The 26,098-nt window shown below is 41.6% G+C and carries 21 protein-coding genes and 2 riboswitches; of the genes, 5 read left to right on the top strand and 16 right to left on the bottom strand.

Features of this window, described 5'->3' with window-relative positions:
* Positions 1-195: 195 nt before the first annotated feature.
* A complete protein-coding gene (locus LM917_RS20740) occupies positions 196-2,760 on the bottom strand; it encodes an adenosylcobalamin-dependent ribonucleoside-diphosphate reductase (protein WP_232699618.1) in 2,565 nt (854 codons plus the stop codon).
* Between the two features lie 187 nt (positions 2,761-2,947).
* Between LM917_RS20740 and dat the strand changes: the two genes are divergently transcribed.
* Complete coding sequence (dat, locus tag LM917_RS20745; protein WP_232699619.1) at positions 2,948-3,805, top strand: D-amino-acid transaminase; 858 nt, start codon at positions 2,948-2,950, stop codon at positions 3,803-3,805.
* Between the two features lie 71 nt (positions 3,806-3,876).
* Here the strand turns inward: dat and lipM are convergent, their stop codons facing one another.
* The 5 genes from lipM to gcvT all read right to left on the bottom strand — a co-directional run bounded on the left by lipM (position 3,877) and on the right by gcvT (position 10,652).
* Positions 3,877-4,707: an octanoyltransferase LipM gene (lipM, locus tag LM917_RS20750; protein ID WP_232699620.1), complete on the bottom strand. Its 831-nt coding sequence runs from the start codon at positions 4,705-4,707 to the stop codon at positions 3,877-3,879.
* 146 nt (positions 4,708-4,853) lie between these two features.
* Positions 4,854-6,563 carry a methyl-accepting chemotaxis protein gene (locus LM917_RS20755; RefSeq protein WP_232699621.1) on the bottom strand — a complete coding sequence of 570 codons (1,710 nt, stop codon included), beginning with the start codon at positions 6,561-6,563 and terminating at the stop codon, positions 4,854-4,856.
* A gap of 138 nt (positions 6,564-6,701) precedes the next feature.
* On the bottom strand, positions 6,702-8,177 hold the full coding sequence (gene gcvPB / locus LM917_RS20760) for an aminomethyl-transferring glycine dehydrogenase subunit GcvPB (protein WP_232699622.1): 1,476 nt from the start codon (positions 8,175-8,177) through the stop codon (positions 6,702-6,704).
* A complete protein-coding gene (gene gcvPA / locus LM917_RS20765; protein ID WP_232699623.1) occupies positions 8,170-9,525 on the bottom strand; it encodes an aminomethyl-transferring glycine dehydrogenase subunit GcvPA in 1,356 nt (451 codons plus the stop codon). Before gcvPA ends, gcvPB begins: the two co-directional genes overlap by 8 nt.
* A 26-nt stretch (positions 9,526-9,551) precedes the next feature.
* Positions 9,552-10,652, bottom strand: a complete 1,101-nt coding sequence (gene gcvT, locus LM917_RS20770; protein WP_232699624.1) for a glycine cleavage system aminomethyltransferase GcvT — start codon at positions 10,650-10,652, stop codon at positions 9,552-9,554.
* A 91-nt stretch (positions 10,653-10,743) separates the two neighbouring features.
* Positions 10,744-10,826: riboswitch (glycine riboswitch) on the bottom strand.
* 3 nt (positions 10,827-10,829) lie between these two features.
* Positions 10,830-10,934: riboswitch (glycine riboswitch) on the bottom strand.
* A 228-nt stretch (positions 10,935-11,162) separates the two neighbouring features.
* Here gcvT and LM917_RS20775 point away from each other — a divergent pair.
* The 3 genes from LM917_RS20775 to LM917_RS20785 all read left to right on the top strand — a co-directional run bounded on the left by LM917_RS20775 (position 11,163) and on the right by LM917_RS20785 (position 15,053).
* A complete protein-coding gene (locus LM917_RS20775; RefSeq protein ID WP_232699625.1) occupies positions 11,163-12,860 on the top strand; it encodes a DEAD/DEAH box helicase in 1,698 nt (565 codons plus the stop codon).
* Positions 12,861-12,910: 50 nt separating this feature from the next.
* The gene (locus LM917_RS20780) at positions 12,911-14,056 is read left to right on the top strand and encodes a YqhG family protein (protein ID WP_232699626.1); all 1,146 of its coding nucleotides are present in this window, start codon (positions 12,911-12,913) and stop codon (positions 14,054-14,056) included.
* A gap of 142 nt (positions 14,057-14,198) precedes the next feature.
* Positions 14,199-15,053: a hypothetical protein gene (locus tag LM917_RS20785; RefSeq protein ID WP_232699627.1), complete on the top strand. Its 855-nt coding sequence runs from the start codon at positions 14,199-14,201 to the stop codon at positions 15,051-15,053.
* Positions 15,054-15,126: 73 nt separating this feature from the next.
* Here the strand turns inward: LM917_RS20785 and LM917_RS20790 are convergent, their stop codons facing one another.
* From LM917_RS20790 to LM917_RS20825, 8 genes are all read right to left on the bottom strand, one after another.
* A complete protein-coding gene (locus LM917_RS20790) occupies positions 15,127-15,390 on the bottom strand; it encodes a YkuS family protein (RefSeq protein ID WP_232699628.1) in 264 nt (87 codons plus the stop codon).
* Positions 15,391-15,412: 22 nt separating this feature from the next.
* Complete coding sequence (locus LM917_RS20795) at positions 15,413-15,577, bottom strand: YqzE family protein (RefSeq protein ID WP_232699629.1); 165 nt, start codon at positions 15,575-15,577, stop codon at positions 15,413-15,415.
* Positions 15,578-15,621: 44 nt separating this feature from the next.
* Positions 15,622-16,128 (bottom strand): shikimate kinase, encoded by a 507-nt coding sequence (locus tag LM917_RS20800; RefSeq protein WP_232699630.1) that lies wholly within the window; start codon positions 16,126-16,128, stop codon positions 15,622-15,624.
* A 16-nt stretch (positions 16,129-16,144) separates the two neighbouring features.
* Positions 16,145-17,995 (bottom strand): stalk domain-containing protein, encoded by a 1,851-nt coding sequence (locus LM917_RS20805; RefSeq protein ID WP_232699631.1) that lies wholly within the window; start codon positions 17,993-17,995, stop codon positions 16,145-16,147.
* 310 nt (positions 17,996-18,305) lie between these two features.
* Positions 18,306-19,067 carry a 5-oxoprolinase subunit PxpA gene (locus LM917_RS20810; RefSeq protein WP_232699632.1) on the bottom strand — a complete coding sequence of 254 codons (762 nt, stop codon included), beginning with the start codon at positions 19,065-19,067 and terminating at the stop codon, positions 18,306-18,308.
* A 407-nt stretch (positions 19,068-19,474) separates the two neighbouring features.
* Entirely contained in the window at positions 19,475-19,840 is a 366-nt protein-coding gene (locus LM917_RS20815; RefSeq protein WP_232699633.1) for a YlbG family protein, read from the bottom strand.
* Between the two features lie 101 nt (positions 19,841-19,941).
* On the bottom strand, positions 19,942-20,406 hold the full coding sequence (locus LM917_RS20820; protein WP_232699634.1) for a YlbF/YmcA family competence regulator: 465 nt from the start codon (positions 20,404-20,406) through the stop codon (positions 19,942-19,944).
* Between the two features lie 124 nt (positions 20,407-20,530).
* Positions 20,531-22,495, bottom strand: a complete 1,965-nt coding sequence (locus LM917_RS20825) for a helicase-associated domain-containing protein (protein ID WP_232699635.1) — start codon at positions 22,493-22,495, stop codon at positions 20,531-20,533.
* A gap of 47 nt (positions 22,496-22,542) precedes the next feature.
* On the opposite strand from LM917_RS20825, the gene LM917_RS20830 reads away from it, so the two are divergent.
* Entirely contained in the window at positions 22,543-22,995 is a 453-nt protein-coding gene (locus LM917_RS20830) for a protease complex subunit PrcB family protein (RefSeq protein WP_232699636.1), read from the top strand.
* Positions 22,996-23,151: 156 nt separating this feature from the next.
* Here LM917_RS20830 and LM917_RS20835 read toward each other — a convergent pair whose 3' ends face one another.
* Entirely contained in the window at positions 23,152-23,580 is a 429-nt protein-coding gene (locus LM917_RS20835; RefSeq protein ID WP_232699637.1) for a DUF4399 domain-containing protein, read from the bottom strand.
* Between the two features lie 82 nt (positions 23,581-23,662).
* Positions 23,663-26,041, bottom strand: coding sequence for a heavy metal translocating P-type ATPase (locus LM917_RS20840; protein ID WP_232699638.1), 2,379 nt, complete (start codon positions 26,039-26,041; stop codon positions 23,663-23,665).
* Between the last annotated feature and the right edge of the window lie 57 nt (positions 26,042-26,098).

A 26,098-nucleotide genomic window follows, 5' to 3' on the forward strand; every position in this document is an offset into this window, starting at 1 on the left:
TCTATAGGCTAGATATTGTTAATCCTTCGCAAAAAAGAAACCACCTGGATTCAATCATGCATAAATATGCACTCTTGGTGTTTATCCAGGTGGTTTCCATTAATTATGAGCAGTTTTTTTCATGTAAATTGAGCATTTTTCCATCTATTTTGACCAGCGACAACACTACAGGCCATCTTTATCTATTCATTCACTTTATGAACACTTCGAATATCCACAAGACGTACATGTTTTACATCCCTCTGCAGGAAGAAGTGCTGCCGATCCACAAGACGGACAGAAATCCTTGTGATCGAAATCATCATACATATCGTCCATAGCTTCAGCCTTCTCAGATTCATGAGGAGCAGGCGAAATCGCATAACTATTGCTTGAGCTGGACGCAGATGCTACAGAATGATGATTATCTTCTCCATCAAGGTGCATTTCAAGTGCTTTGGCTACCGCGTCCGGAATGGATTCTACACGGTTTGGTCCGAAGCCTACAGCACCTGAACCACCAATACCTTTTAAATGCTTGATCAATAGTCGAGCCTTGTTGCCATCTGGTAGTTCTCCAAATCTGAGGTACAGCGTGGATACACGACCAAGTGCTTCTGACATAGCAAAGACGTCGCTACCTGCTTTCCCTACGTTTACAATCACTTCGAACGGCTCATGATCTACATCATTGATGGTAATATACGCTTTTCCAAGAGGGGTATTCATTTTATATGTGGCACCAACCAGCTTTTTAGGGCGCTTGTTATACTCACGTGGCTCTAGTTCTTTCATTACTGGTTGTGGCGTAGCTTCCTTCACCTCTTCACTGGATTCCGTAGCTTCTACCGTCTCATCCTCTTTCTTTTCTGTAGACAGTACCTGTACGTCACGGCTTCCGTCACGATAGATGGTAACCCCTTTACATCCAAGATCAAAAGCTAATTCGTACAGATTCTTCGTATCCTCTACCGAGAAATCATGCGGAGCATTGGCTGTTTTGGAAATAGACGAGTCTACCCATTTTTGAATGGCAGCCTGTGCACGAACATGGTCTTCTGCAGCCAAGTCCATGGCACACACAAAATGCTCTGGTAGTTCTTTGCCTGGATTCGCGTCCATCCATTCCTGCGCAATCGGTACGAATTGTTTATCAAAACCTAGACGGCTTTGACGGAAATATTCAAAGGCATAGTATGGCTCAATCCCGGTTGAAGTACCTACCATGGTTCCTGTTGAACCTGTTGGTGCTTGTGTCAACACTGTTACATTCCGACTTCCTTTTGTACGGATCGTATCACGAAACTCCTCATCAAATTGTTTCATAAAGCCGCTCAATAGATATTTCTCTGCATCAAATTGAGGGAAGCTTCCTTTTTCTTCTGCAATGTCAGCAGAGGCAAGATACGCTTCACGTGCGATGAAGTGGTACAGCTTGTCCAGGAATTCTAGAGATTCTGCACTACCATAACGGATACCTAGTTTAATCATCATTTCAGCTAGACCCATTGTTCCTAAGCCTACACGACGCTCAGATTTCTGATTTTCTTCATTTTCCATGAAGTGATATGGCGTTGCATCAATCACGTTATCCAAAAATCTCACTGAGTATCGAACCGCTGTACCTAACGAATCCCAATCCACTTCATTACCATCAACGAATTTGGACAGGTTTAATGAGGACAAGTTACAAACTCCCCATGCTGGCAAGCCTTGTTCACCGCAAGGATTGGTACAAATAATCGGGTTATAATACCAGCTATTAGACATTTGGTTATAGTGCTCCATAAATACAACACCAGGTTCTGCTGATTTCCATGCAGATTCAATAATGGTGTGCCAGACTTCACGTGCACGTACCGTTTTAAATAGCTTAACCGGTTTACCCATTTCGTCACGCCATTTGGTCATGTTGCCATCCCAGTGCTCTTCGTAATCTGGGTCTGTTGAATCGGGGAATACTAGCTCCCATTCCAGATCTTCTTTTACAGCTTTCATAAAACCATTAGAGACACAAACGGACAGGTTCGCATTCGTTACCATACCCATTGTTTGTTTTACTGTTATAAACTCTAACAAGTCTGGATGCCAGTCGTTAATCATCAGCATCAAAGCACCTCGACGGGAACCACCTTGTTCGATAAGTCCAGTTGTATAACTAAATAAACCGCCCCAAGATACTGAACCGCTTGACGAGCCATTAACTCCACGAACCAAAGCACGACGTGGACGAAGACTAGATAGATTAATACCTACTCCACCACCACGGGACATAATCTCTGTCATTTGTGTTAATGTATCCATGATTCCGCCTCTGGAGTCCTTTGGCGACGGAATAACATAGCAATTAAATAGCGTTAGCTCATCACTTGCTCCTGCTCCTGCAGCTATGCGTCCACCTGGAACCAGCTTCCAATCATCTAGCAGTTCTCGGAATTTAGCAGTCCATTCAGTTTTTTTCTCATCTGTCTTCTCAACTGCTGCCAATGCTGTTGCAAGCCTGTCCCATAATTCTTCTGGAGTTGTTTCAATTGGTCGGGTTGTTTTTTCAATAGTTGTTTCGATTGTTTCGCCGCTTCGTAGTAGAATGGTTACTTGATCACCGTTTTTCTCGATTACCTCACCCACTTCTTTTTTAGGGAATTTAGGGTCGTCTTTGGTTAACACCAATACGGTATCTCCCTCTTTTGTATGATGATAATCAAGATCTTTCATTGCGTATCTATCTAAGAAAATCTTTTCGCTCAAGCCTTCCATTCTCTTTTTTTCTACTAATTCCACGGACGTAATCCCCTTCCAAATATTTTTCAAATTGACCGTATCGGGGCAATTTGTTATGTTTATGTAAGACGTTTTAACGATACCACTCTTCGAACCACAAATCAATATCTTGAATCATTATGAATTTTCTTTGACAAGTAACACTATATCTTGTGTTGTTGTAATTTTATCCTGTAGGGGGCGACTTATGTACTATGTAGATGGCGAGTGGATTCAACCGGGACAACCAGCAATTCAACCAGAAGATCGGGGCTACCAATTTGGTGACGGGATCTATGAGGTTGTGAGGGTGTACCAAGGCAAACTTTATCAATGGGATGAACATCTTATCAGATTGGAAAGAAGCGCTAAGGAATTAGACTTAGTCCTGCCAGTCTCGAATACGGAGCTGGAGCAAATTGCAAAGGATGTACTTTGTAAAAATAATTTAGAATTTTCTGATGCTACTGTATATTTGCAAATCAGTCGTGGTGTCCACGCACGTCAATTTCCATTCCCAGAGGGTTCACGTGCTGTATTAACCATGTATGCCAACCAGAAAGATCGTCCATTTGCTAGTATGAAAGAAGGTATCAGCGCAGCGCTCATTGAAGATATTCGCTGGTTGCGTTGTGATATTAAGAGCTTGAACCTTCTTGGTGCTTCTATTGCCAAACAAAAATCCATTGAGGCAGGCTCAGAGGAAGCGATTATGCACCGTGGGGATATTGTCACGGAAGCAAGTTCTGCTAATATCTTTACCATAAAAGATGGTGTGCTTTACACGCATCCGGCTACTAATCTGATCCTGCACGGAATTACTCGAAAAACCATTCTACAATTATGTGCCAACCTGAACCTGACTGTGAAAGAAGAAACGTATACAACTGATTTCTTGGCGTCCGCTGATGAAATATTCATCTGTGGAACAACCTCAGAGATCACCCCTATTGTGAAAGTAAACAACCAGGCAGTTGGTACAGGAATACCTGGACCTGTAACGCGTAGTCTCCAAGAGGCGTTCGAAGTGTATATTCTATCACAGACTAAGACTGCTGCAATCTAGTATTTTTTTCCATATAAAAAAAGCGACTCACTATCCAAAATAATTGAAGGAAAGTGAGTCCGCTTTTTTTATTATCTTCTAAAGTTCCATTCATCAGTTGCATACCGGGTTGTAGCCAACTCTTCGGCTGCCTGCAGCTCTTCCGCTGTCAGAGTGGCATTCTCCAACTCTACCCCTAAACCTTCAGCAAAGCCGGCATAAAAAGCATCTACCGCCTGCGCAAGCGTAATGGGAACCGGACTAATCTCATTTATGGTAACGGCTTTACCAATAAAGCTGCTTTTCATTCGTTCCATGACTCGTTCGCTCGGGAATCGTAATAAGGAAAACAGCAGATCTACATCCATATCTAACAGGATAGAGCCATGCTGCAAAATAACACCCTTTTGACGCGTCTGAGCGCTGCCTGCTACTTTTTTTCCTTCCACTACTAACTCATACCAAGATGGTGAATCAAAGCATGCAGAAGAACCTGGAGAGCTATATTTTGCTTTTTCTTCTTCAGAGGCAAGTGAAACCATTTCAGCAGCAAGTCCCAGTTTTTGAAAACCGTGCAATAATCCCATAGAAATTACCTTGTAGGCTTCGGTCACCGTCTTAGGCATCAAGGGATGGTCCTCTGACACAATAACGCTATAAGTTAGCTCTGCATCATGAAGAACTGCTCGACCGCCCGTTGCTCGACGTACCAGACCAATGCCCTTTTTCTTTACTGCTTCAACATCTATCTCTTTTTCCATTTTTTGAAAATACCCAATTGAGAGGGTTGCTGGTTGCCAGGTATAGAAGCGAACAGTTGGTGGCACTTGGCCCTTACTATGTGCTGCTAAAATTGCTTCATCAATTGCCATGTTCATCTCTGGTGGCATGGGGGGAGTATGTATAAACCGCCATTTTTCCAAGTAATATCACCTCTGTACCTTTTCAAAAGCATGGATATGGGTTGAACTTGCCCCACCCGTAATCACTCCTTCATTGTAACCGTCAAAGGAAAAGGGAACAAGCAAACTAGTACATAGTAAGAGGTAGATTCATACTTTTTTCACCACTACATACGGAATTTCTTTATTTCCTCTTGCATGTCATTCGACATTTCAAAGATTCGCTCTGCTGTACGAGCTACTTCTTCAGCAGAAGCTGTAGTCTCTTCTGATGTAGCCGCAATATCTTCTGTAGTTGCAAATATCTCCTCGGATACCGCTGTGCTTCCCTCTACCTTTTGCATAATTATCATTTTTTCACTTTGCAAAGATCCACCATGACTGGATAACAAGTGAGTTTTCGGTCCAATATCCTCAATTAACTGGGTAATACCTACAAATGACTGTACGGCATTATGAATGTCTTGTTTTTGTGAGGTCATCTCACCTTGCATGGTATCCGCAGTTGCTAACATCGTCTCAGCATCTTGAGAAATTTGTTCAACCTGATCGCTAATTTTTTGGGAGAACTCTCTGGATTGTTCAGCCAGTTTACGCACCTCATTGGCTACAACAGCAAAACCTTTTCCATACTCACCTGCTCTAGCAGATTCAATCGCTGCATTTAACGATAACAAGTTGGTTTGATCCGAGATTATATGAATAAGCTGGGTAATTTCTTCGATTTTTTTCAGACTTTCTGAAACGATAAAAATGTTTCCAATCAACCCTTGGAATACATTATTTGTAAGATCTACGGAGGTAGCCACTTTATCTATGTGTTGTCTACTTACGATCATCATGTCTTGAATTTCTGATGTGATGTTATCAACTTCCTTTATCGCTTCAACCACTTCATTAATTTGATCGCCAAAGACTTTCATTGTTTCTGAAATACCAACGAGATCGTTCGTTTGATCGCCAACACCTGTAGCTATTTCCTGCACAGATCTGGAAACTGTATCAAAGGCAGCATTCATTTGTTGTGAGATTGCACTTAAATTATGGGCAGAATTGGTCAATTCTTGTGACTTGGACTGAATTGTCGTCATCATATTGCATGTATTTGCCATCGCTTGGGATAGTTCATGCTTCATGCTACCAAACTCTGTACCATCAATTCCTTCAATTTTAATGTTAATATTTCCTTTTCCGAACTCCTGACAATAATGTACCATCTCATTAGCTGACGATTTAATTGATCTAGTAATTAGTAGAGAGAAAACACTAATTATTGCGATCAAAGCTAAGCCATAATACAAAAATTCATTTAGTGCCACTTTAAATTGTGTAATGGCTAATTGATCAATTTTAAAGGACTTGGACACATGAAACTCTTGTAAAGCTACCATTGTGCTTTCCATTTCATCAAAAATACTCATATATTGAGTGACTAATTTTTCTGGAATAACTTGTCCTGTCTTCAAATATTGCTGATCAATTACCGTCCAAATCTCTTGGAACTCGGTAAACAATAATTGAATCGTTGTAAGTGCCTCTTTTTCCTCAGTGGATAATTTTTCTTCTGATATGTATATTTCCAATTCCTTGTTGACTTTATCGCGTAATTCGTTTGCTTCGTTTAATGCATCCTGATCCGTTTCTACTATTACCTGCTTATACATTAAACCCATATGTAAAAAATCACTCCGAATATTTGCAGAATATTGGAGTGGCAGCACCACTTCTCCATGCATGACGTTGGATACTTTATTTACTACTTTCATGTTATAAACGCCCGTAATTCCCATCAATATCACTACTATTATGCACATTGCAACAAGGATTCGAAGGTTTGTTATCAGCTTAAATCTTTGAAAAAACGAAAAAATCTTCATGTATCACGGACTCCTTTTCTTTGATGTATATTATTTATATCGGTTATTAATATACAGTTTAATAATACAAATGTTACGATTTTTTAACATACAAAAACCTCTCCCAAAAATGTGGAAGAGGTTTTTGTATGTGTCTTATTACTTTTCCGCTTTATCAGATTGATAACGCAAAATAGGTTTTCTTGCTGCCGTTGCTTCATCCAGACGTTTTACCACGGTTGTGTGAGGAGCTTCCTGTACGATCTCTGGTGTTTCTTCACATTCGCGAGCGATTTGCAGCAAAACTTCAATAAATTCATCCAGTGTTTCTTTAGCCTCCGTCTCAGTTGGTTCAATCATCAAGCATTCTTCAACAATAAGAGGGAAATAAATAGTTGGCGGATGATATCCGAAGTCCAAGAGACGTTTTGCCATATCTAATGTACGGACACCTTGCTTCTTCTGACGAACGCCCGATAATACGAATTCATGCTTACATACACGATCGAACGGTAACTCAAAAGCTACTGCTAATTTTCTCATCATATAATTCGCATTTAGCACAGCGTTCTCAGAAACTTGAAGCAAGCCATCTGGACCCATTGTGCGAATATAGCTATAAGAACGAACCAGAATCCCAAAGTTTCCATAGAAACCTTTTACACGGCCAATGGATGCAGGGATATTATAGTCAAGTGTGAAGCTGCCGTCCTCTTTCTTCGCTACCATCGGTTTAGGCAGGAAAGGAATCAGATCTTTTTTCACACCAACAGGTCCTGATCCTGGTCCGCCCCCACCGTGTGGTCCGGTAAATGTTTTGTGCAGATTAAGATGGACAACATCAAAGCCCATATCTCCAGGTCGCGCAATGCCTAATATCGCGTTGGCATTCGCTCCGTCGTAGTATAATTTACCGCCCGCATCATGAACAATTTTCGCCATTTCCACAATATCTTCCTCGAACAAACCTAGTGTGTTCGGGTTCGTCAACATCAAAGCAGCCGTATCAGGACCTACCGCCTGACGAAGTGCCTCAATATCTACCAATCCACGATCATCAGATGGGATCGTAACTGTTTCTAATCCAGCAATCGTTGCTGATGCAGGGTTCGTTCCGTGTGCAGAGTTAGGCACAATTACTTTCGTACGCTTTTCTCCACGGCTTTCATGATAAGCACGAATCAAAAGCAGACCCGTCCATTCACCTGCTGCACCTGCTGCTGGTTGCAACGTTACTGCATCCATGCCTGTAATCTCTGCCAATTCACCTTGCAAATTATATAGAAGCTCTAATGCACCTTGCACAGATTCTTCAGGTTGATATGGATGCACCTGAGCAAATCCTGCTAAACGTGCCATATCTTCATTTACTTTTGGATTGTATTTCATCGTACATGAACCAAGTGGATAAAAGCCATTATCAATCCCATGATTGCGCCTTGATAATTCCGTATAGTGACGAACTAATTGTAATTCTGATACTTCTGGGAGCTCAGCAGCTTCCTTTCTCGTTAGATGCTCCGGTAGAAGTTGAGATAAATCAACTTCTGGCACATCGTTTTTCGGCAAACTGTAAGCGACACGACCCGGTTTGCTCATCTCGAAAATTAGTTCTTTTTCTTTGTCGTTACGCATGAGCAATCGCCTCCAATTCTTTTACCAGTTGATCAATCTCATCTTTTGTCCGTAATTCCGTAACAGCAATCAGCATATGGCCGTAAAGCTCAGGGTACGCAAGTTCTAGATCATAGCCACCTATTATTCCTTTTGAAAGTAATACTTTATTGGCCTCAGATACAGAAACAGGTAATTTCACAACGAATTCATTAAAGAATGGAGCTTCAAAAACAGCTTCCACACCGTTTACCTTCGCCAGTTCCTGTTTCGCATAGTATGCTTTTTGCACATTCATTTTTGCCATTTCCTGAACACCTTGCTTACCAAGACCAGTAAGTGCAATGGAGGAAGCTAACGCTAGCAAAGCCTGATTCGAGCAGATGTTAGAAGTAGCTTTCTCACGACGAATATGCTGTTCACGTGCTTGAAGCGTTAGTACAAAACCACGCTTGCCATCCTCATCCTTTGTTTGCCCTACAATTCGTCCGGGCATTTTGCGCATTAGTTTGGATGTTGTAGCAAAATAACCGCAGTGTGGTCCACCGAAGGAGACTGGAATACCAAACGGCTGCATATCTCCTACAACGATGTCTGCCCCTAACTTACCTGGTGCTTCTAGAAGACCAAGCGCAACCGGATTGGCTGATACAATTAACAAGGCCCCAGCTGCATGTACAATCTCTTCCAATGCTCGCAGATCTTCCACACTTCCAAAAAAGTTAGGATATTGAACCAACACAGCAGCTGTATCGTTTTGCAATGCCACTTTTAACGAATCTAGATCAGTGACACCCTCGTTCGTATAATCTACCTCAACCACTTCAACCTCTTGACCATAGGCATAGGTGGACAATACATGACGCGTTTCAGGATGAACCGCCTTGGAAACCACAACACGTTTTTTACCTTTATGACCAGCAGCCATCATTGCTGCCTCTGCCATTGAAGTGAACCCATCGTACATAGATGAGTTGGCTACTTCCATCCCGGTTAATTCACAAACCATGGTTTGGAACTCAAAAATCGCTTGTAATTCACCTTGGCTAATCTCAGGTTGATAAGGGGTATAAGCTGTAAAAAATTCACCACGAAGCAACATGTGGTTAACCGTGCTCGGTGCGTAATGTTGATACGTCCCTGCACCTAGGAAGTTAACATGCGTCGTAAAGTTAGCATTTTTATTGGCAAGACCACTCATAAATTTGACTAAATCAGGTTCTGATAATGCTTCATCCAGTTTCATCATTCCTTGAAAGCGAACCTCTTCAGGTATATCTGAAAAAAGCTCATCTACGCTGGAAACTCCCAGGAAATCCAACATTTCTTTTTTATCCTCTTCCGTGGTAGGTAGATAACGAAAAGTCACGGATTACTCCTCCTTACATACGTGTATTATTTTCCTCTTTTATAAAATGGTGTCGGTATGATCTGGGCACGCAATCTCTTGCCGCGAATTTCTACTTCTACCTCTGTACCAATTGCTGTGTGTTCTTTTTTTAGTAATGCAAGTCCGATATTTTTTTTCAGGGTTGGTGACTGTGTACCTGTCGTTACCTCGCCAATTAATTTTTCACCCAAATAAACTGGATAATGACTACGTGGAATTCCCCGGTCAATCATCTCGATGCCCACCAGTTTACGTGGTGCTCCATTTGCTTTTTGTTCTTGTAACACTTCATGCCCGATGCAAGGGATTTCTTTATCTGTTTTGACAGCAAAACCAATCCCCGCTTCAATCGGCGTAATATCTTTGGACAGCTCTTGACCATATAAAGGAAGTTTTGCTTCAAAGCGAAGGGTATCACGGGCACCTAATCCACATGGAAGGAGACCAGATTCTTTTCCTGCTTCCAATAATATATTCCATAGCGTAATCGCATTATCGCTTTCTACATACAGTTCAAATCCGTCTTCACCTGTGTAACCGCTTCTTGATACCAAACACGTAACTCCAGCTACTGTTACATTCTCCTTAAAATGAAAAAATCCAATTTCTTGTAAAGGTGTATCTGTAAGTGTTTGTAGAATTTTTTCTGCTGATGGTCCCTGAATTGCGAGTAAGGCTAACTGAGATGAGATATTTGTAAGTTCGACATGATCTGTCAGGTTCTCTTGCATCCATGCGAAGTCCTTATTAATATTACCTGCATTAATTACGAGTAAATAGTGCTCGTCAGCCAGTTTGTAAACGATTAAATCGTCAACTATCCCTCCGTCGGGATAGCACATTGCTGCATATTGCGCCATGCCATCTGTAAGCTTTGCAACATCGTTTGTGACCAGCTTTTGCAGATACGTAAGGGCACCTGTTCCTTTTACTTCAACTTCTCCCATATGAGAGACATCAAACAGGCCTGCTTTGGTGCGAACAGCCTCATGCTCCTGCGTAATACTACTGAACTGAACAGGTAAATCCCAACCTCCAAAGTCAATTGTCTTGGCTCCGAACTCAGCATAAACAGGGTATAAGGGTGTTCTCTTCAAATCTGACATCCAATCACTCGCTTCCTTCCCAATTTTCAATAACACAAAAAGACAGAGGCCATAAAAGACAGAACGCCAAATAAGCGCCCTCTTTTATGTTCTCTGTCCTGGTACCTGAGAGTTGCCCTGTTCAAAACAGGTTTCCCCTTTGGTGGCTCCTTCTTACGAGAGCTCTCTCCAGAGGTGCGTCCGGTAGAGGTACTTTTGCCTGAGAGATTCACCATGTGGTTTGCTCCTTCGGCGCTGCAGTATGTATGTTACATCCATGCAGTCTCTCCCTGCTACCATCATTCGCGAAAGAATGGGATCAATTTTATACATAAAAATATGTAATTATCACATGCTACACATAGTCTTTCTGTTTCCTCCTCTATCCTATCACGTCTGGTTTAAGAAGAAAACAGAAATTTGGAAACAAGGTGCAATTACATAACTTTTACTTATTTACAACATGGTAACGTTCGCTTTTTAACACATTTTAGTTCGTAAACATTAATAAAATGGGGGGTTTCACCAAAAATGACGAACTTCTCTCTTTCTCTCGATACCAAGTGGCTTCCCGAAATGGAAGAGTTACTGGAACAGGACGGTCCTTGGCATAAATGGGAACTGTTCCAGCTTGCCCTTCAAGCTGAAGATTCACTCGCAATTAAAGACTTTGATCAATTGCAAAGCCTGCGCTATCTTCCCGAATTAGAACCTTTTCCCCATCAAACGGAGACTGCTAGGCGAGTTCTGCATGAGATGCGTGGACGAGCCATATTGGCTGATGAGGTTGGACTAGGAAAAACCATTGAGGCAGGACTCGTCATGAAAGAATACATGGTGAGAGGATTAGCCAAAAAAATTCTCGTTCTAGTACCAGCATCTCTCGTCATTCAGTGGACAAAAGAGTTACAGCAAAAATTCGGCATCCCTGCAATGGCACAGAAAAAAGAGTATATGTGGAGACAGTATGAAGTGGTTGTCGCATCTATTGATACAGCCAAAAGAGATCCGCACCGTCGTCATGTACTAGATATCCACTACGATATGCTCATTATTGATGAAGCACATAAGCTGAAAAATAAACGTACACGTAATTATCAATTCGTGAAGGAGATCCGAAAAAAATACTGTCTTCTTCTGACAGCAACACCCATTCAAAACGAAATGGATGAGGTATATAACCTGATCAATTTATTGCGTCCTGGACACCTTGGTCACTCGCAATCATTCTCTTCTACCTATGTAGACGGAAAAAGACAAGCGAAAAATAGCGACCAATTACAAGGTGAAATCAAGAAAATTATGATTCGCAATCGCCGTAGCGATGGAGGTGTAGAATTCACACCAAGACGGGTGGAGTCCATACCGATTACACTCTCCCCTGAAGAAAGAGAGCTGTATGACGGAGTAACATCATTCGTACGTGATAAATACCGTAACGAACGCGGAAATGTGAATGCTCTCTCATTACTTACTCTGCAACGTGAAGTCTGTTCTAGTCGTGAAGCAGCCTTTATGACGTTATACCGCATGCATCAAAAAGCAGCAGAGGGAAGTCCTGTTCGCGAAGAAATCCTGAAACTGATTGAATGCATCAAAAGGATTAAGACCCATTCCAAAGCTGCAAAAACCGTCGAATTAATAAAACAGATAAATGATAAAGTGATTATTTTTACTGAATACCGCGCAACACAAAATTACCTGCAAAAATACTTGAGTGAAGAAGGAATAACTTCCGTCCCGTTTCGTGGTGGTTTCAAGCGTAGCAAAAAAGATTGGATGACAGAGCTTTTCCAAAACCGCGCCCAGGTATTAATCGCTACGGAAGCAGGTGGTGAAGGGATCAACTTGCAATTCTGCAACCATGTGATTAATTATGATCTGCCATGGAATCCAATGAGAATAGAACAACGAATCGGACGTGTCCACAGACTGGGCCAAAAACGAGATGTATTCATTCATAATTTATCTACCATCGGAACAATAGAAGAACATATTTTGCGTTTGTTATATGAAAAAATCGATCTGTTTGAAATGGTAATTGGCGAACTGGATGACATTATTGAACGGCTTGCCATGAGCAAATCTCTAGAGAGCAACCTGGTTGACATCATTATGGATTCACGTTCTGAAAAGGAAATGGCATTAAAACTGGATAACATCGGTAGTGTCATCCGTTCCTTCCGTCATATCCCAGCAATAGATAATTCTGTCGTACAAACACCATAATCAACCACAACGTACCGTAATGGACTAGTAACGAAAGGAGAAGCACTCCAATGAACCAGACAGAGGTAAGGACGTTTATCGAGCAATATTTCCAAGCCTTTCAAAGCCATATCGTTGAGAATCATCCTGATTACTTGACGGTAAAGCTACCCGTTGAAGTAGACAAGGATATCGGAAATCGACCCTTTTACTGGACATGGGTAGAGAAGATGAATATCGCTCCACAGCCTCTCTCATTGACACTGTACTTTAAACCTGGTGAGATTCCAAAGGATTTGCGTGCTGAATCTGTCCACTTTGGAGCAAAACGCTTGCAACAAATCTTTGGTTCTACCATGAAATATGGAAAATACGTCTGTATGTATGAACATGCCAAAGGAATTATTCAACGCTCTACCCTGTCGACACGCCGCTCGACAGGGTTAACACCTTGGTTGGTACTAAATTATAAAATATCGTTCATTTGTGACAAAAAACGGGACTTGTTCCTGTCACTAGGCATTAATCTCCATCAACCACGAGTTGTTCGTGAGTTTTATCCATTTCTTCAACTTTTACACCTTTCTCCTTCTATACCAGATTATTTTTATACAAACGAACGACGTGTCACATTATCGGATGCAGCCCAATTAGCCCATGCTGAAGTAAATCGGTTCATCAATGAACATGATCACGACTGGGCAGAAGAAGCTAAAGTACGTCTTCAAGAAGAACTGGAAATACTGGAGGAGTATTATAAACACCAAGAACAAACAGAAAAAACGGAAGATCCTCCAGACAATGAAGAACAGCTGCCTCAAAGTGATAATGATCAAACAATTCACGATCAACCTCTGCAACCTAAAAGTAATGAACGCATAAAAGATGGTTTGCCTACTCTTCACCAAAAGAACCAACTCATCGAAAATCCTGTTTCATTATCGATGTCGGCTCCTCCTACTTACTTGAACGAAGAGCAAGCTGAGACTGTTCAAGAACATATGAATCGAGGCGGAAGAATCCTGGATTTCTTACGAATGAACGGGATAGCAGAAACTTCCAAAGAAGAGATTAATCAAGCAGAATGGAAGGCTAGCAGTCTGGAGGAAGAGTACCAGCGACGAAGGGAAGAACTATGCTGGCAGTATGAACCTCGGGTAGAGGTTAAGGTAATTAATGCTGGCTTGTTTTATTTGTTTAACCTTCCCCCTGTCTAGATGTGACGTATTATCTGCAAGATGCAGAATATGTAAAAGTTCCACGAGAAAAACTTGGGCTCGTCTGACAACAAGCAACATATCTTTTTCTAAATTCTGGGTAGAATAGGTAAGGTAATAAACGGAAGGGATGAGATACCTCTTGATTAAAAAGATTCCGTTACTATGCCGCCTGCTGTTCCCATTATTTATATTGATATTGATATCAACCTCTTCTCTGGCATTCGCTAATGAAGGGGAATGGACAAAGTCATTTCAGCAACATGTACACTCCTGGATCAACCAAATGGAAGCAAAGGATAAACGCTTTACCAACTGGAATCGTGCTTCCCTTCATACACAAACGTTAGGAATCAACACACATCAATGGCTCGTTACTGTGAAGAATCAAAACAAACCACTAGGTTATCTGGTAATTGCTGAATCGCCGCAGCATGATCATTCTAACACGCCAACCTTTGTCTTATTGGAGTACGGTTTGGGAGAGTTTACACTGTTTGATGAGAGTATCGCACCCGATAAACCTGCCACAACACAGTATTACGATGGGTTCTCTTCATTTTGGAGCATGGATTTGCCATCGGGAACCGAATACATTGATGCGAAATCAGGAGAAAAGTATCCCTCACGTTTTAAACCGGACAACTCTATCATGAAGCAGCTCCCAGCAACTGTTCTTATCTCTGGAAAAACAACCTTAACCACGAGTCATACATTAGTCAGTACTGAGATAAGTCCATTCTCTACCATCGATTGGATTACACCGAACCCTGTAAAAAGCAAACTAAATGACCAAACCTGGAAAAACCTACTTAACAAAACCTCACTTGATCCAGCAGTTGTAACTGCCAATCTGTTTCAGGAGGAAGTATTAGCACCTTTTACCATCGGATCTGTTCATGTTTGGGACAACCAGGCATATATCGGAGTATGGGATAGCGGTCTTCGCTTCCTCCCCTACACTTATATCCAGAAAGTTGGGACAATTATACAGTAAGAAGCTTATTCGTCCTTATACAGTAAGAAAAACGGTGGTTCTCTTGGCTACAAGATTCCACCGTTTTTTCAGTTCAGCGTGTCTCAATCTCATCAACTGGAGAGCACCTTTCATTTACCATATGGAAAATTTCATCTAGTGTTAATCCATCAGCACTGATAACAGGCGCTCCTGCAATACTTTTTGATTGATTACCTGTCATATTCTGATCAAGACCTGTAATCACAACTGCATCTACCATCTGTTGCCAGTTACCTAACTCAACAACATCAAATCCATTACGACGTAACATGGTGCTAACATGACTTAATGATTTTTCCACTGCAACTTTTGGCATGAGAATGAGTACCCCCGATCCCTTATTTACGAAAGAAAAGCATGATGGACATAGGGATAGCGCCGAACCAACGAGACGTCCAGGGTTCACGAGCAGTTTCACGCATGCGCTTACGTTCATCCCTTGGTGTCTCCAAGTATTGTACAAAACGCTTCGTCATGTACTTGATATAGTCTTGTGATGACATCGTCTCCCCCTCCTCCATCCTAGTTTCTCCGGAGGAATGAGTTTTCAACCATAGTTCTCTACGATAAACTCCACGATATTTTCAATCGATTTTCCTGTTGTATCAATCTGGATATGAGCAAAATCATACGCTCCTGCTCGTTCTACAAGCAACGTCCGAACACGTTCTTTTACATTCCCGGCTAACAAAGGTCTGTTCTCGTCCTGTGAGACTCGACGGATAATTTCATCCTCGGTCGCTGTCAGTGCAACCACGTAGCATCCTTCTTTCATCAGTCGCACATTTTCAGCACGCAGGACAGCTCCTCCACCGGTTATGATGATTTGATTATCCTCTTGGATTAACTGGGCAAGTATTTTGCTCTCCCAATCACGAAAGCCTTTTTCCCCATGCTCTGCAAAAATTTCAGGAATACTTTTCCCCACTGTGGCTACAATCTCTGCGTCAAGATCACGTGCTGTACTCCCCAATTTATGTGCAAGTTCAACACCCACAGTGGTTTTACCTGTACCCATAAAACCAATCAGAATAATGTTATTCCTTTTCTCCATTTGGCATCCTCACTTTTTACTGAATGGTAACGGTTCTTGAACGGGTATCATATTGAATGGAAAGTCCTAATCCCTCTTTGAAAAACGAGAGCGGAAGAAGGCTTCTATCTCGCCACTCAATGAGTGGGGCTGACATCGCGACTTCTTCTCCATTCCGTTTATAGACATGGGAGTCTTCCTTGAAACTGAATGTATCCCGCCTTGTTTTGGCGATAATTTCACCTGTTTGATCGTTGGCACTTACCTCAAATCCTAACTGCTCCAACATCTCACGGAGCGGGAGATAGACGACATCAGAACGAAGCCTGCCTGGTGTCTCAGGATAAAAATGGCGTGATCCAAGGACAATTTTCACATAATAATCGGCCGCTAATGGAAGAAACTTATCTTTGTTCAGTTTTTGTGTATTAGGAACAAAATACTGCGCTTCCGCATTTAACGCGCTCCCTAATGCCTGATCCATTTGCGCAGGTCCTATAACCTTAAAACGGTAATCTTGGTGTAATCGTTGTAAAAAGCTAAAGAATAATTCGTCCCCAATTTGTTTACGCAATTCTTCATATAATTGGGCACCGGTAGAATACCATGTTCCGTCAAACTCATAGTAATCGGCAAACTGGGTAAGCTGTTTGGAAAGCTTTCCATATGGATAGCGCTCCTTAATATTTTGTTCTTCTTGTTCATATTGAGCAAAAATCTTATTCCCTGCTTCTTGTCCATATTTCTGACGATGATAAAAAGCCACACTCGCTTCTACCAACCCTTCATCAATCCAGCCATATAAAGGTTCAACCGTTCCTACACTGTTATACCACCATAGATGCGCCAATTCATGGGGTAGCCAGTGCTCCAACTGATTTTGATCATATAAATGACTAGCTACGATCGCCATATTGGCATATTCCATGGCATAAACGGTTTTATTTCCCGTTTCCGCTACACTGATTCGTTTCTGGGCGAGTGGCCCCATTTGCTTGCTAAATATAGGTAGAGCATCTTTGGTGATTTCCTTTAATTTATTTAGATGATTCTTATCTTTGGAGGCAATATCGACAGTCAGATCAGGTGTAATCTTAACACTTTCCACAAGAAAATCGGGACTGCCAACAAGGGTGAAATTTAACAGGTTAGTTGAAGCAAATTGCCAAGTCGTCCGTTTCTTGTTTTGTTCTTGTTTCTTTTGCTCTCCTTTTCCTGCTGAGGTTACCCATTTAAAATCAGCAGGTGCAACAAGCTGAACCTCATAGTCAGCATAATGATAAATGTAAGGGTCCCCATATCCAATTACCTGAGGAGGTTCATACCACTTGTTTTGTTGATCAAGTGCACCTAACATCGGGTACCAATGCGTAAGGGTCCAAATATTTTCATGCGTCCCAAAACGAGTAGGACCTCGAGGAATTTGCGTTTCGAACCCCACATTGATTGTAACCCGCTTCTCAGTCGGTGCAGGATTATCCATGAGAATAATATGGTCTCTTCTAACAAATGGTATGGACTTTCCTTTATATGTAATCATAGACAGCTTATCTTCATTCCATTTATAACCGTAGTAATAGAGATGGATTTTTTTTGTATTAGGGTTATCGAAGGACATCTCCACATTCCCTTTAATACGAGATTGAGACGTGTCCAAATCTGCATTAATTTTATAATGTACTTGCAAATCTCTCACTATTGGCGGAAGAAGCTCTTCTTTCCGAAATGGATCAGCTCCGCCTGCTACAGGTACTGATGAAACGGGCTTTGGCCACACTGAGACTACCCACTCTTTTATTTCGGGTGCATTCATATAAGTAGCTGCTATTGCGAAGCAACTAAACAGACTTAAACATACATACAAGCTCAATTTTTGAATTGGTTTCACAACATACTCCCCTAAACTTCTATCCTCTCGCTAACCTTTTCTTTTTCTTACATCGGCACAATCCAAATTCTTTATGAGTAGAACTTCTCAAGTTGAAAAAGAATTCATTTTCAATCAAAATTATCCATTAAAAAATTGTACCACAGCATGAAATATCCGCAAAGGAAAAAGGCAAGTAATCGAAGGAAAACCTCCTCCACATTACCTGCCTGCCCATTTCTATATCACTTTATAAAATCATTCTCAGGAAAAGAACTTCTTGAAAGGTCTGGTTTAGCTAACCTTGTAGAAGTTAGAAGTACTTTATATCCTACATAGCTTGAATGGCTGTAATATGAACGTCCCTTACCTTTGCCCATTGATGCAGTTCTTTCAATACACTAATGGAATCTGGACTTTCCGAATGTACGCACAACGTATCTGCTGCTAATTCAATATAACTGCCATCAACTGTTTTTACCCGCTGTTCAAAAACCAGTTGATTCGCCTGATGCAACTGCTCTTCTTTGCTTATTAAAATACTGCCTTCCAGGTCACGCGGGGCCAAACGACCATTAGGTAAATAAGCCCTGTCAGCAAAAACCTCCTCCGCTACACAAAAGCCATGTTCCAGTCCGACTTCTACCAATGCACTTCCCGATAGCGCATAAATAATCAGATCGTCCCTTACATCACCAATTGCTCTCACTATTGCTTCTGCCAGCTCAGGCCGTTCTGCTGCTTCATTATATAAAGCCCCATGAAGTTTTACATGGTTTAACTTGCCACCTAATGCTCTTGTAATACCATCCAGTGCTGAAACCTGATACAGTACCAGTTCATATATTTCTTGCATAGACATCTGCATGGAACGGCGACCAAACCCGTGAAGATCTGGATATCCAGGATGTGCCCCCACCTTTACACCTTGTTTCAAGGCTGCTTCAACCGTTCTATAAATGACATGCGGATCTCCAGAATGAAAACCACACGCTACATTGACAGAGGTGATCCATCGCAATATTCCCAAATCTTCTTCCAGTCGGTTGCGACCAAATCCCTCACCCATATCGCAATTAATATCCAGCTTCATTGTCTACTCCCCCTCCATTTTCCCACAATATTTCTCTGACACTCTCATGTTGTAAGCGCATACATAATAATTGTACGTTTTTGGCTTTTGTTCATCTATTTTCCTATCATATCATGTCCAGTGATGAAAGAAAAAGCGAGGACATGCCCAGATGTGTCAAAAAAATAAAAAGGGTTACTCTGGACTAGCGTATGACGACCTCAAAGATTGCTGTGAAAGGATTACACATTGTACAAAATCTTAGTCACGAAAGATAATAACGTAACACGAGACGAATTGACGATTGTTCAGAAAAACATTGAATATGAAGAAAGGGCACGCATACCAGCAAGATACACGTACCCTCTTCTAAATAGTCTAATGAATTAGGTTCAGTTTTATCCGATTGAAGTCAGACTGACAAGGCTCTATATCGATACACTACGTTCTTTTTTCTCATCAGATTTAGCAGAAGCATTATTATCACTAATAAGAGACTCAGCCAGTGCCATCAACTGATTTTTCTCCAATTGATAATCGAATTCTTTTGCTTTGTCTGGTTTTGCATTGTTATATTCTGTAGGAATCTCATGTCGGTGAGATCGCTCTACCTTCAGTACGTAATGAAGACGCTCCATTTGAGGAACAACCTGCTCGATTTGCTCCGCATCTACATACATCGATACATAGTTGAGCCTTTTGGATACATAATGAATTGTCCCGAATTTTCGTAAATTCCTAGCAACACGAGGATTTTTAATCCAAACAGCTACTCCCAATCTTTTTTGTCTCATTGTATCCTCTCAACTCCTTCCTTTTCCATTCACCATTCATTCTATGTATATCTCCCGCCCTCTCTGTCATATCAAGTACAACAGAGAGGCGACGGAAGTTATTATTTCTCTTTTTTCTTTTTCGAACCGCAACCGCAGCTTCCGCCAGTGCCACAGCCACTTGCCATTGCTTCTCTAATGGGGTTATTGCTAGGTACTTTAACCTCTGAAGAAATCGAGTCTGCAACCGTACGCCCTACCTGATATAGTAATTGATCCAGCTTGTCTTCTGCGAGCTTAAACGTAATCACCGTCGGTAGTTGTTCATATGATTGCTTCAAACTGCGGATCTCGCCTGTAACCTTATGAAAATCGGGATGGTATTTCCCGAATCGTTGTACCTCTTCATAAGCCTGTTTTTTCTGATTAAACAAGCGGATATGGGAAGATACTTCCTGATCACTCTCCATAGCTTGCTTCGCCGTAAGGTATTCATTCACTTCCCTCGACTGAATCATCATCATCGCCAATTCATCTGTGGCTGATAACAAGCTTGCCATATCTAATTCTACCGGTGCTTCAACCATGTTTAACCTCCTTTACAGGCATACCTGCTCTCATTGTAACATGAAAAGCTTACCGTATAAACATTGATTGTACGCTGTTCCCAGGTTTGATGCAAGCCCCTCATGAATCTCTAAATCTTGAAAGCTAGGAAAAATTCGGCATCAACAATCTAATCCGATCAATCTGATCCTGCTTACAGGTCTGGTTCCCCTGTTCAGTAGCTATTTTTACCCACCAATAGCCATGTACAAGCCAGGATTCAACCACAATTCCTGTCCACTCTTGTTCATTGTTAAGACGAAGTATGATTTGTAGCCTCAGCTCTTTTGCCCGAGTAAGAATCTCTCGAACGGTATGCGGATGATAGCCCTGATAATGCTCTGTCCACATTTTCGGTAGATTTTCCAAAGCAGGAAGGCCATCTTGCAAATCAGGAAATGTATTCTCTACCTTGTAGTCTTCCCACATATTTTCCCAAGTAAAAAGACCTTCTCCTATAGTTTCTATTTCCTCATCTTTTCCAGGAACGTCTACATTTGAGTCATGATCCTGATCATTTACAAGTGCAAAAGCTCTCCTTCTATCGATACCTTCCTCATTTATTTCATATCCACATTGCTGGAGTAGTACCACGAATTCCTGTTCTTGCCCCACTTCCAATAAAAAAGAAGAAGGTGAAAGTACTTCCTGTAAGTAAGGAGCAAACAACTGAATTCCTAAAAGTTCTGCCAGTAGCTGAGGCGTAGCTGTTTTCACTCGCAAAACAGGAGAGATCGTAATCTGGTTCGTTTGTCTTTCCCAACTAAGCACTTGTGTACGGACGTTATCTGGTAGAGGAAAAGCAGCATTTTTCTGTAAAAAATCCAGAATCTGCTCACTTGAATGTCCTTTAGCAATATCATTTTGTACCTGTTTTTTTGTAAGAATACATTGGGCGAACTCTCCTTGAAAGTGAAGTTCACTCAGTTGACTGATTTCCCACATCCGAAGTAATGGCATCCCAGGAGGAATCATAATTTCGCCAGTTGAATCGGCATACCATTTTACTTCACACTCGTCTTCCATCGAATGAGTGCTATTTACTTTCATCCACAAGGTTTGTGAGCTGTCTTCACCCAGCTGTATCATTCCCATTCCCAAAAAAGCATGCAGCCAATCAAGCATCTGCTCTTTTTGAGCAGGATCTTGGATATCAGGGATTACATACCCTGTTTGTTTACGTGATTCCATTATTTTCATGAAAGGAAGCCACTGCCCACCTGTTCGCTCCATTTCCATATAGAAAGCATCTTGCCAAGGTTCCTTAGGCTCGTAAATTAGCCTGATCATTTGAGTCAACTGTTTATTACATTCCAAATTTTGTTTGGTAAGCCAACTATCCACCATTGATTTATGTAGGCATAATCTTTTATCTTGGATATAGACAAGCCGCAAACGTAAGGCAAGATCAAAGAGAAAAGATACGGGCAAATCATCTATTGCCAATACCTCTGGCGGTCTATATAAGGAAAACCACCCCCGCATGTGCTCCACTGATAGGGACATGCGCTCACTCAATTTATGTATTTGCCTGCGGGGGATTTTATTTTTTCGTGTAACGATTACCTCATGATCTCTAATAAAAAGTAAAAACACGAATAAATCTCGTTGTAATCCTCTTCCCGCGGGTACATGATAAGAAAGGGCATGATCGTTCCATGAAAGACGAGTATCCTTCTCATCAGGAAACAACAATAAGTAAATCTGTTGCCGCACTTCCCATGGCATCACATAGCCAATATCACTCCACATTTTACGAACCGTATAAATAAGCCCTAATCTACGCAACTTGGTAAGACCTAGCTGAGAAATGATTTCTTTGTTGGTTAGCTGTTCAAAGTCACGTTTGCGTATAAATCCACTGCGACTTTTGGTCATAAACAGGATCGCAGCCTTTTTTTCTGGTTCAATAAGAGATTCCCATAATTTTTTAAAAGTACCAGGCTGCCCGAGCAGCATTTCTATACTTGTGATTTCACAGCTAGAACGAAGCAATCTTCGGTTTATTTCCTGGATGATTTGTTCTTTTATTCGTTCTGACAGCATCGAACTACATGACTGATATAACATAAATGCTCACCTCTCTTTTCAAGAAGGAATAGCAAGGAGGATATCGAATGAAATATATATGTTTTGGTGCATTCTTACTCATTACCTCAATTTTCCCAGTGAATTCATCGACTACAATTGATGGGGTGCCCGCTGCTGTGGCAAAAACAGACCAAGCGAAAGGAGTTAGCTCCATGATTGATTATTCCATTGCCAATCCACCGTATTCTCCTAAAGTAGAATCTGCGTTGACCGCTCTGGAAGAGGATGGTGTTAGTGGCTATCGAGTTGTTTACGACGAAGAAAAAGATACAACCTTTGTTGCGATTGCACTTGGCGAACGACCTACCAGTGGCTATTCTATCAATGTTAATCAGGTAGAGCAAGCCGAAGACGGATCATTAACTATTCGTGTATCCGAACAGCGACCTCAATCTGGTATGCAGCTCCAAGTACTTACCTATCCAACACTTGTCCTTCAATTCCCAGGTCAAGTTGATCAAGTTAACGTATTGTTTTAGTTATAAGCTTACAAAAAGCTGGTAGGGCTAATGCCTTACCAGCTTCTTTGACAGATAGGAATTTATAAAAATTCCTATCTGCATCAGTGTAACTAAGGCTTTACCTGCGCCAGAGGCTTGGTAAAGCCAAGTTTTCTAAACTTTTTGGGAAAATCCTCATTTAACAGTTACTTGAACTGATTTTTTCACACCATACGATTCATGATTGTTATGAGCCAGTTCTACCTCAATCGTATGCGTTCCTGGAGATAAGTCAGAATAAACGAGCTGTGGTTCAAAGATTTTTGCTACCTTTTTACCGTCAACATATAAATGCACATGTCCTTCCCCTTGCTTGTTCGCTAGTCCCATATGCTCGAGGGAAAAAGTGAAATTCGTCACCGTAAGCTTCATATGCAAATCATTACCTTTTAACTGGTGGGTAACGTCCAATGTTGGTTGTTTAGCCTCTTCAACAATTACATGTGACTGGGAACTGGGGGTCGCATTCTTCGTCTCCAAAGCATGGAACCCCATCAACCCTAATTCAAGAACAGCTACAAAAAATACGAGCCAATAAATGCGTCGCATGGACGGTTTACGCATGGTGTGGACACTCCTTACATCATCAATGTAAGTGTAGCGTCTCCCTAACCAAGCAATTTTATCCATTTTGTATGATACTATTTTATTTTCGCAACAACCTCATGCTATTGGCAATTACAAGTAAGGCAGCCCCCGTATCACTTACAACTGCCATCCAGAGTGTCAACCAGTTTGGAATAATAAGCAGCAATGCAATCAGCTTGATAATAATGGAAAACCAAATGTTTTGTTTAATAATCGTTAATGCTTTCTTGCTAAGATCAATAACAAAAGGTAACTTTTCCAAATCATCAGCCATTAGTACAATTCCTGCTGTCTCCATAGCAGTATCTGTTCCTGCCCCACCCATAGCAATTCCTACATCTGCTGCAGCAAGTGCTGGAGCATCATTAATCCCGTCTCCAACCATTCCGATCGGTCCGTCTTTCTTCGCCTCTTCAATGGCTTGCCATTTTTGTTCAGGTAACAAATCAGCACGAACGTTAGCAATTCCTACCTGATTCGCCATAGCATTACCTGCACCAGCGTTATCTCCAGTTAAAAGCATAGTGGACACACCAAGACGATGTAACTGATCCATGACTGGCTTACTGGACGAGCGAATGGTATCGGAAATGATGATGCCACCCCATATTTCGCTGGTTGTTCCAATTAACACAATGGTTTTCCCAGACTTTTGGTATGCATCGATCTCTTCTCCAATTGACGACAAATCAACTCCGTACTCCATAAACAACTTCCGATTTCCTGCCAGGTAGGCGATGTCACCAATCGTAGCCTTTGCTCCCTTACCTACAAGGGTCTCATGTTGATCGCTTGCTTGCGGTTGAATCTGCATCGATTCTGCTACCTTCATGATGGCACTTGCAATAGGATGGCGTGACGCATGTTCAATAGTGGCAGCTATTTCCATCACTTCTTGTTTACCATAACCATTTTTCACAATGATCTCTTCTACCTGTAATTGACCACTGGTGATTGTACCAGTCTTATCAAAAGCGATTTGCTTTACATGACCAATTGCTTCTAAAGCTGAGCCACCTTTTATCAAAATGCCATGGCGTGCCGCGCTGCCAATTGCAGATACTACAGCAACTGGTGTCGAAATGACCAAGGCACACGGGCATGCAATTACCAAAAGCTCTAGTCCACGATAGAACCAATGCTGCCAATCTCCAGTGAAAAGTGGAGGTAAGATGATAACAGCAGCAGCTAAAACAATGACTATCGGAGTATAAATTCGGGCAAACTTTTCAACGAACTGCTCTGTAGGAGCTTTTTTCTCCTGCGCTTCCTCCACTAGATGAATAATGCGTGCCAACGTAGTATCTTTCCCAATACGTGTTACTTTCATTTCGAGCGCAGCGGTTTCATTAATCGTACCCGCAAAAACGACATCGCCTTTCTGTTTATCAACAGGAAGCGATTCGCCTGTAATCGGTGCCTGATTAACGGCTGACGACCCTTTCATTATTTCACCATCTAATGGAATACGTTCCCCCGCTTTAATAAGTACTTGCTCGCCAGGCCTAATCTCGTCTACCGAGACCAGTTGGTATTGTTGATTTCTCCAAACCATTGCCTCTTTTGGAGTAAGTCGAAGCAAAGTACGTATGGATTGTCTCGTTTTATTAATGGAAATGGTTTGCAATGCGTTTCCTAAACCAAAAAGAAAAACAACCGTAGCACCTTCAAACCATTCTCCAATTAATCCAGCTCCAATTGCAGCAAGTGTCATCAACAGGTTCATATCTGCTGACTTATTTTTAATGGAGTACCATGCCGCTTTAAAAGGACGCCATCCAGCAATCAGCATAGCTCCTGCATATGAAAAGTTGCCAGCTGTATCCAGATCGATGCTACTTAAAAGCAGCCCCACAATCAGAAACAACCCTGCCAGAATTGTGCGTTGTATTCCTTCCTGCCGCCACCAATGAGCAATCGGTTCTTCTTGAACAGAAGTTCCTGCCTTTTCATATGTTCCTCTATAGCCTGCTTCAGAAATCGCTTTAAGAACTTGATCCACGTCTGCCTCTTCACCAAGGCGAAGTTTACCCGTACTAAACGATACATCGACTTGATTAAGATGAAGCGATTTTTTTATGTGTTTTTCTAACGAGATTGCACAAGAGCCACAATCCATCCCTTCAACACGATACACATGTCTAGCTTCTGCAATTGATTGCTTACCATCATTGTTATCGTGTTCAGTTTCACACGAGCAAGAGGAGTGTGCTTTATGCTCCTGATGATGGCTATGATCGTGATTATGATGGTGATCGTGAGCTTCGTGATCATAGGCATGATCGTGTGTGTGTTCGTGAAGATGTTCGTGATTATTTTTTGGTTCATGGTTTGGTTTTACTTGAGTAGAGTGGGTAATCTCTGCCGATTGACAGCAGGATTTCGAACAAGGGGATTTATTGCCTTCTGATTCTCTGGAGGAGTGCATCTCTTTCATCTGTGGCACCTCTTTCTCTTCCTTCTACTCACATCTTACCATGATATATTCTAACAT

The sequence above is a fragment of the Brevibacillus daliensis genome (genome assembly GCF_021245735.1).
In the GTDB taxonomy this organism is placed as follows: domain Bacteria; phylum Bacillota; class Bacilli; order Brevibacillales; family Brevibacillaceae; genus Brevibacillus_B; species Brevibacillus_B daliensis.

Coding starts and splice junctions, on each gene's coding strand:
- LM917_RS20790 (WP_232699628.1), bottom strand. CDS start 15,390: ATGCCAAAAGTTGCAGTGGAAAAATCATTAAGTCATGTTAGCACCATG.
- LM917_RS20780 (WP_232699626.1), top strand. CDS start 12,911: ATGAACCAGACAGAGGTAAGGACGTTTATCGAGCAATATTTCCAAGCC.
- LM917_RS20815 (WP_232699633.1), bottom strand. CDS start 19,840: ATGAGACAAAAAAGATTGGGAGTAGCTGTTTGGATTAAAAATCCTCGT.
- dat (WP_232699619.1), top strand. CDS start 2,948: ATGTACTATGTAGATGGCGAGTGGATTCAACCGGGACAACCAGCAATT.
- LM917_RS20795 (WP_232699629.1), bottom strand. CDS start 15,577: ATGTCATCACAAGACTATATCAAGTACATGACGAAGCGTTTTGTACAA.
- LM917_RS20775 (WP_232699625.1), top strand. CDS start 11,163: ATGACGAACTTCTCTCTTTCTCTCGATACCAAGTGGCTTCCCGAAATG.
- LM917_RS20825 (WP_232699635.1), bottom strand. CDS start 22,495: ATGTTATATCAGTCATGTAGTTCGATGCTGTCAGAACGAATAAAAGAA.
- LM917_RS20755 (WP_232699621.1), bottom strand. CDS start 6,563: ATGAAGATTTTTTCGTTTTTTCAAAGATTTAAGCTGATAACAAACCTT.
- gcvPB (WP_232699622.1), bottom strand. CDS start 8,177: ATGCGTAACGACAAAGAAAAAGAACTAATTTTCGAGATGAGCAAACCG.
- LM917_RS20800 (WP_232699630.1), bottom strand. CDS start 16,128: ATGGAGAAAAGGAATAACATTATTCTGATTGGTTTTATGGGTACAGGT.
- LM917_RS20820 (WP_232699634.1), bottom strand. CDS start 20,406: ATGGTTGAAGCACCGGTAGAATTAGATATGGCAAGCTTGTTATCAGCC.
- LM917_RS20835 (WP_232699637.1), bottom strand. CDS start 23,580: ATGCGTAAACCGTCCATGCGACGCATTTATTGGCTCGTATTTTTTGTA.
- LM917_RS20830 (WP_232699636.1), top strand. CDS start 22,543: ATGAAATATATATGTTTTGGTGCATTCTTACTCATTACCTCAATTTTC.
- LM917_RS20840 (WP_232699638.1), bottom strand. CDS start 26,041: ATGAAAGAGATGCACTCCTCCAGAGAATCAGAAGGCAATAAATCCCCT.
- gcvT (WP_232699624.1), bottom strand. CDS start 10,652: ATGTCAGATTTGAAGAGAACACCCTTATACCCTGTTTATGCTGAGTTC.
- LM917_RS20810 (WP_232699632.1), bottom strand. CDS start 19,067: ATGAAGCTGGATATTAATTGCGATATGGGTGAGGGATTTGGTCGCAAC.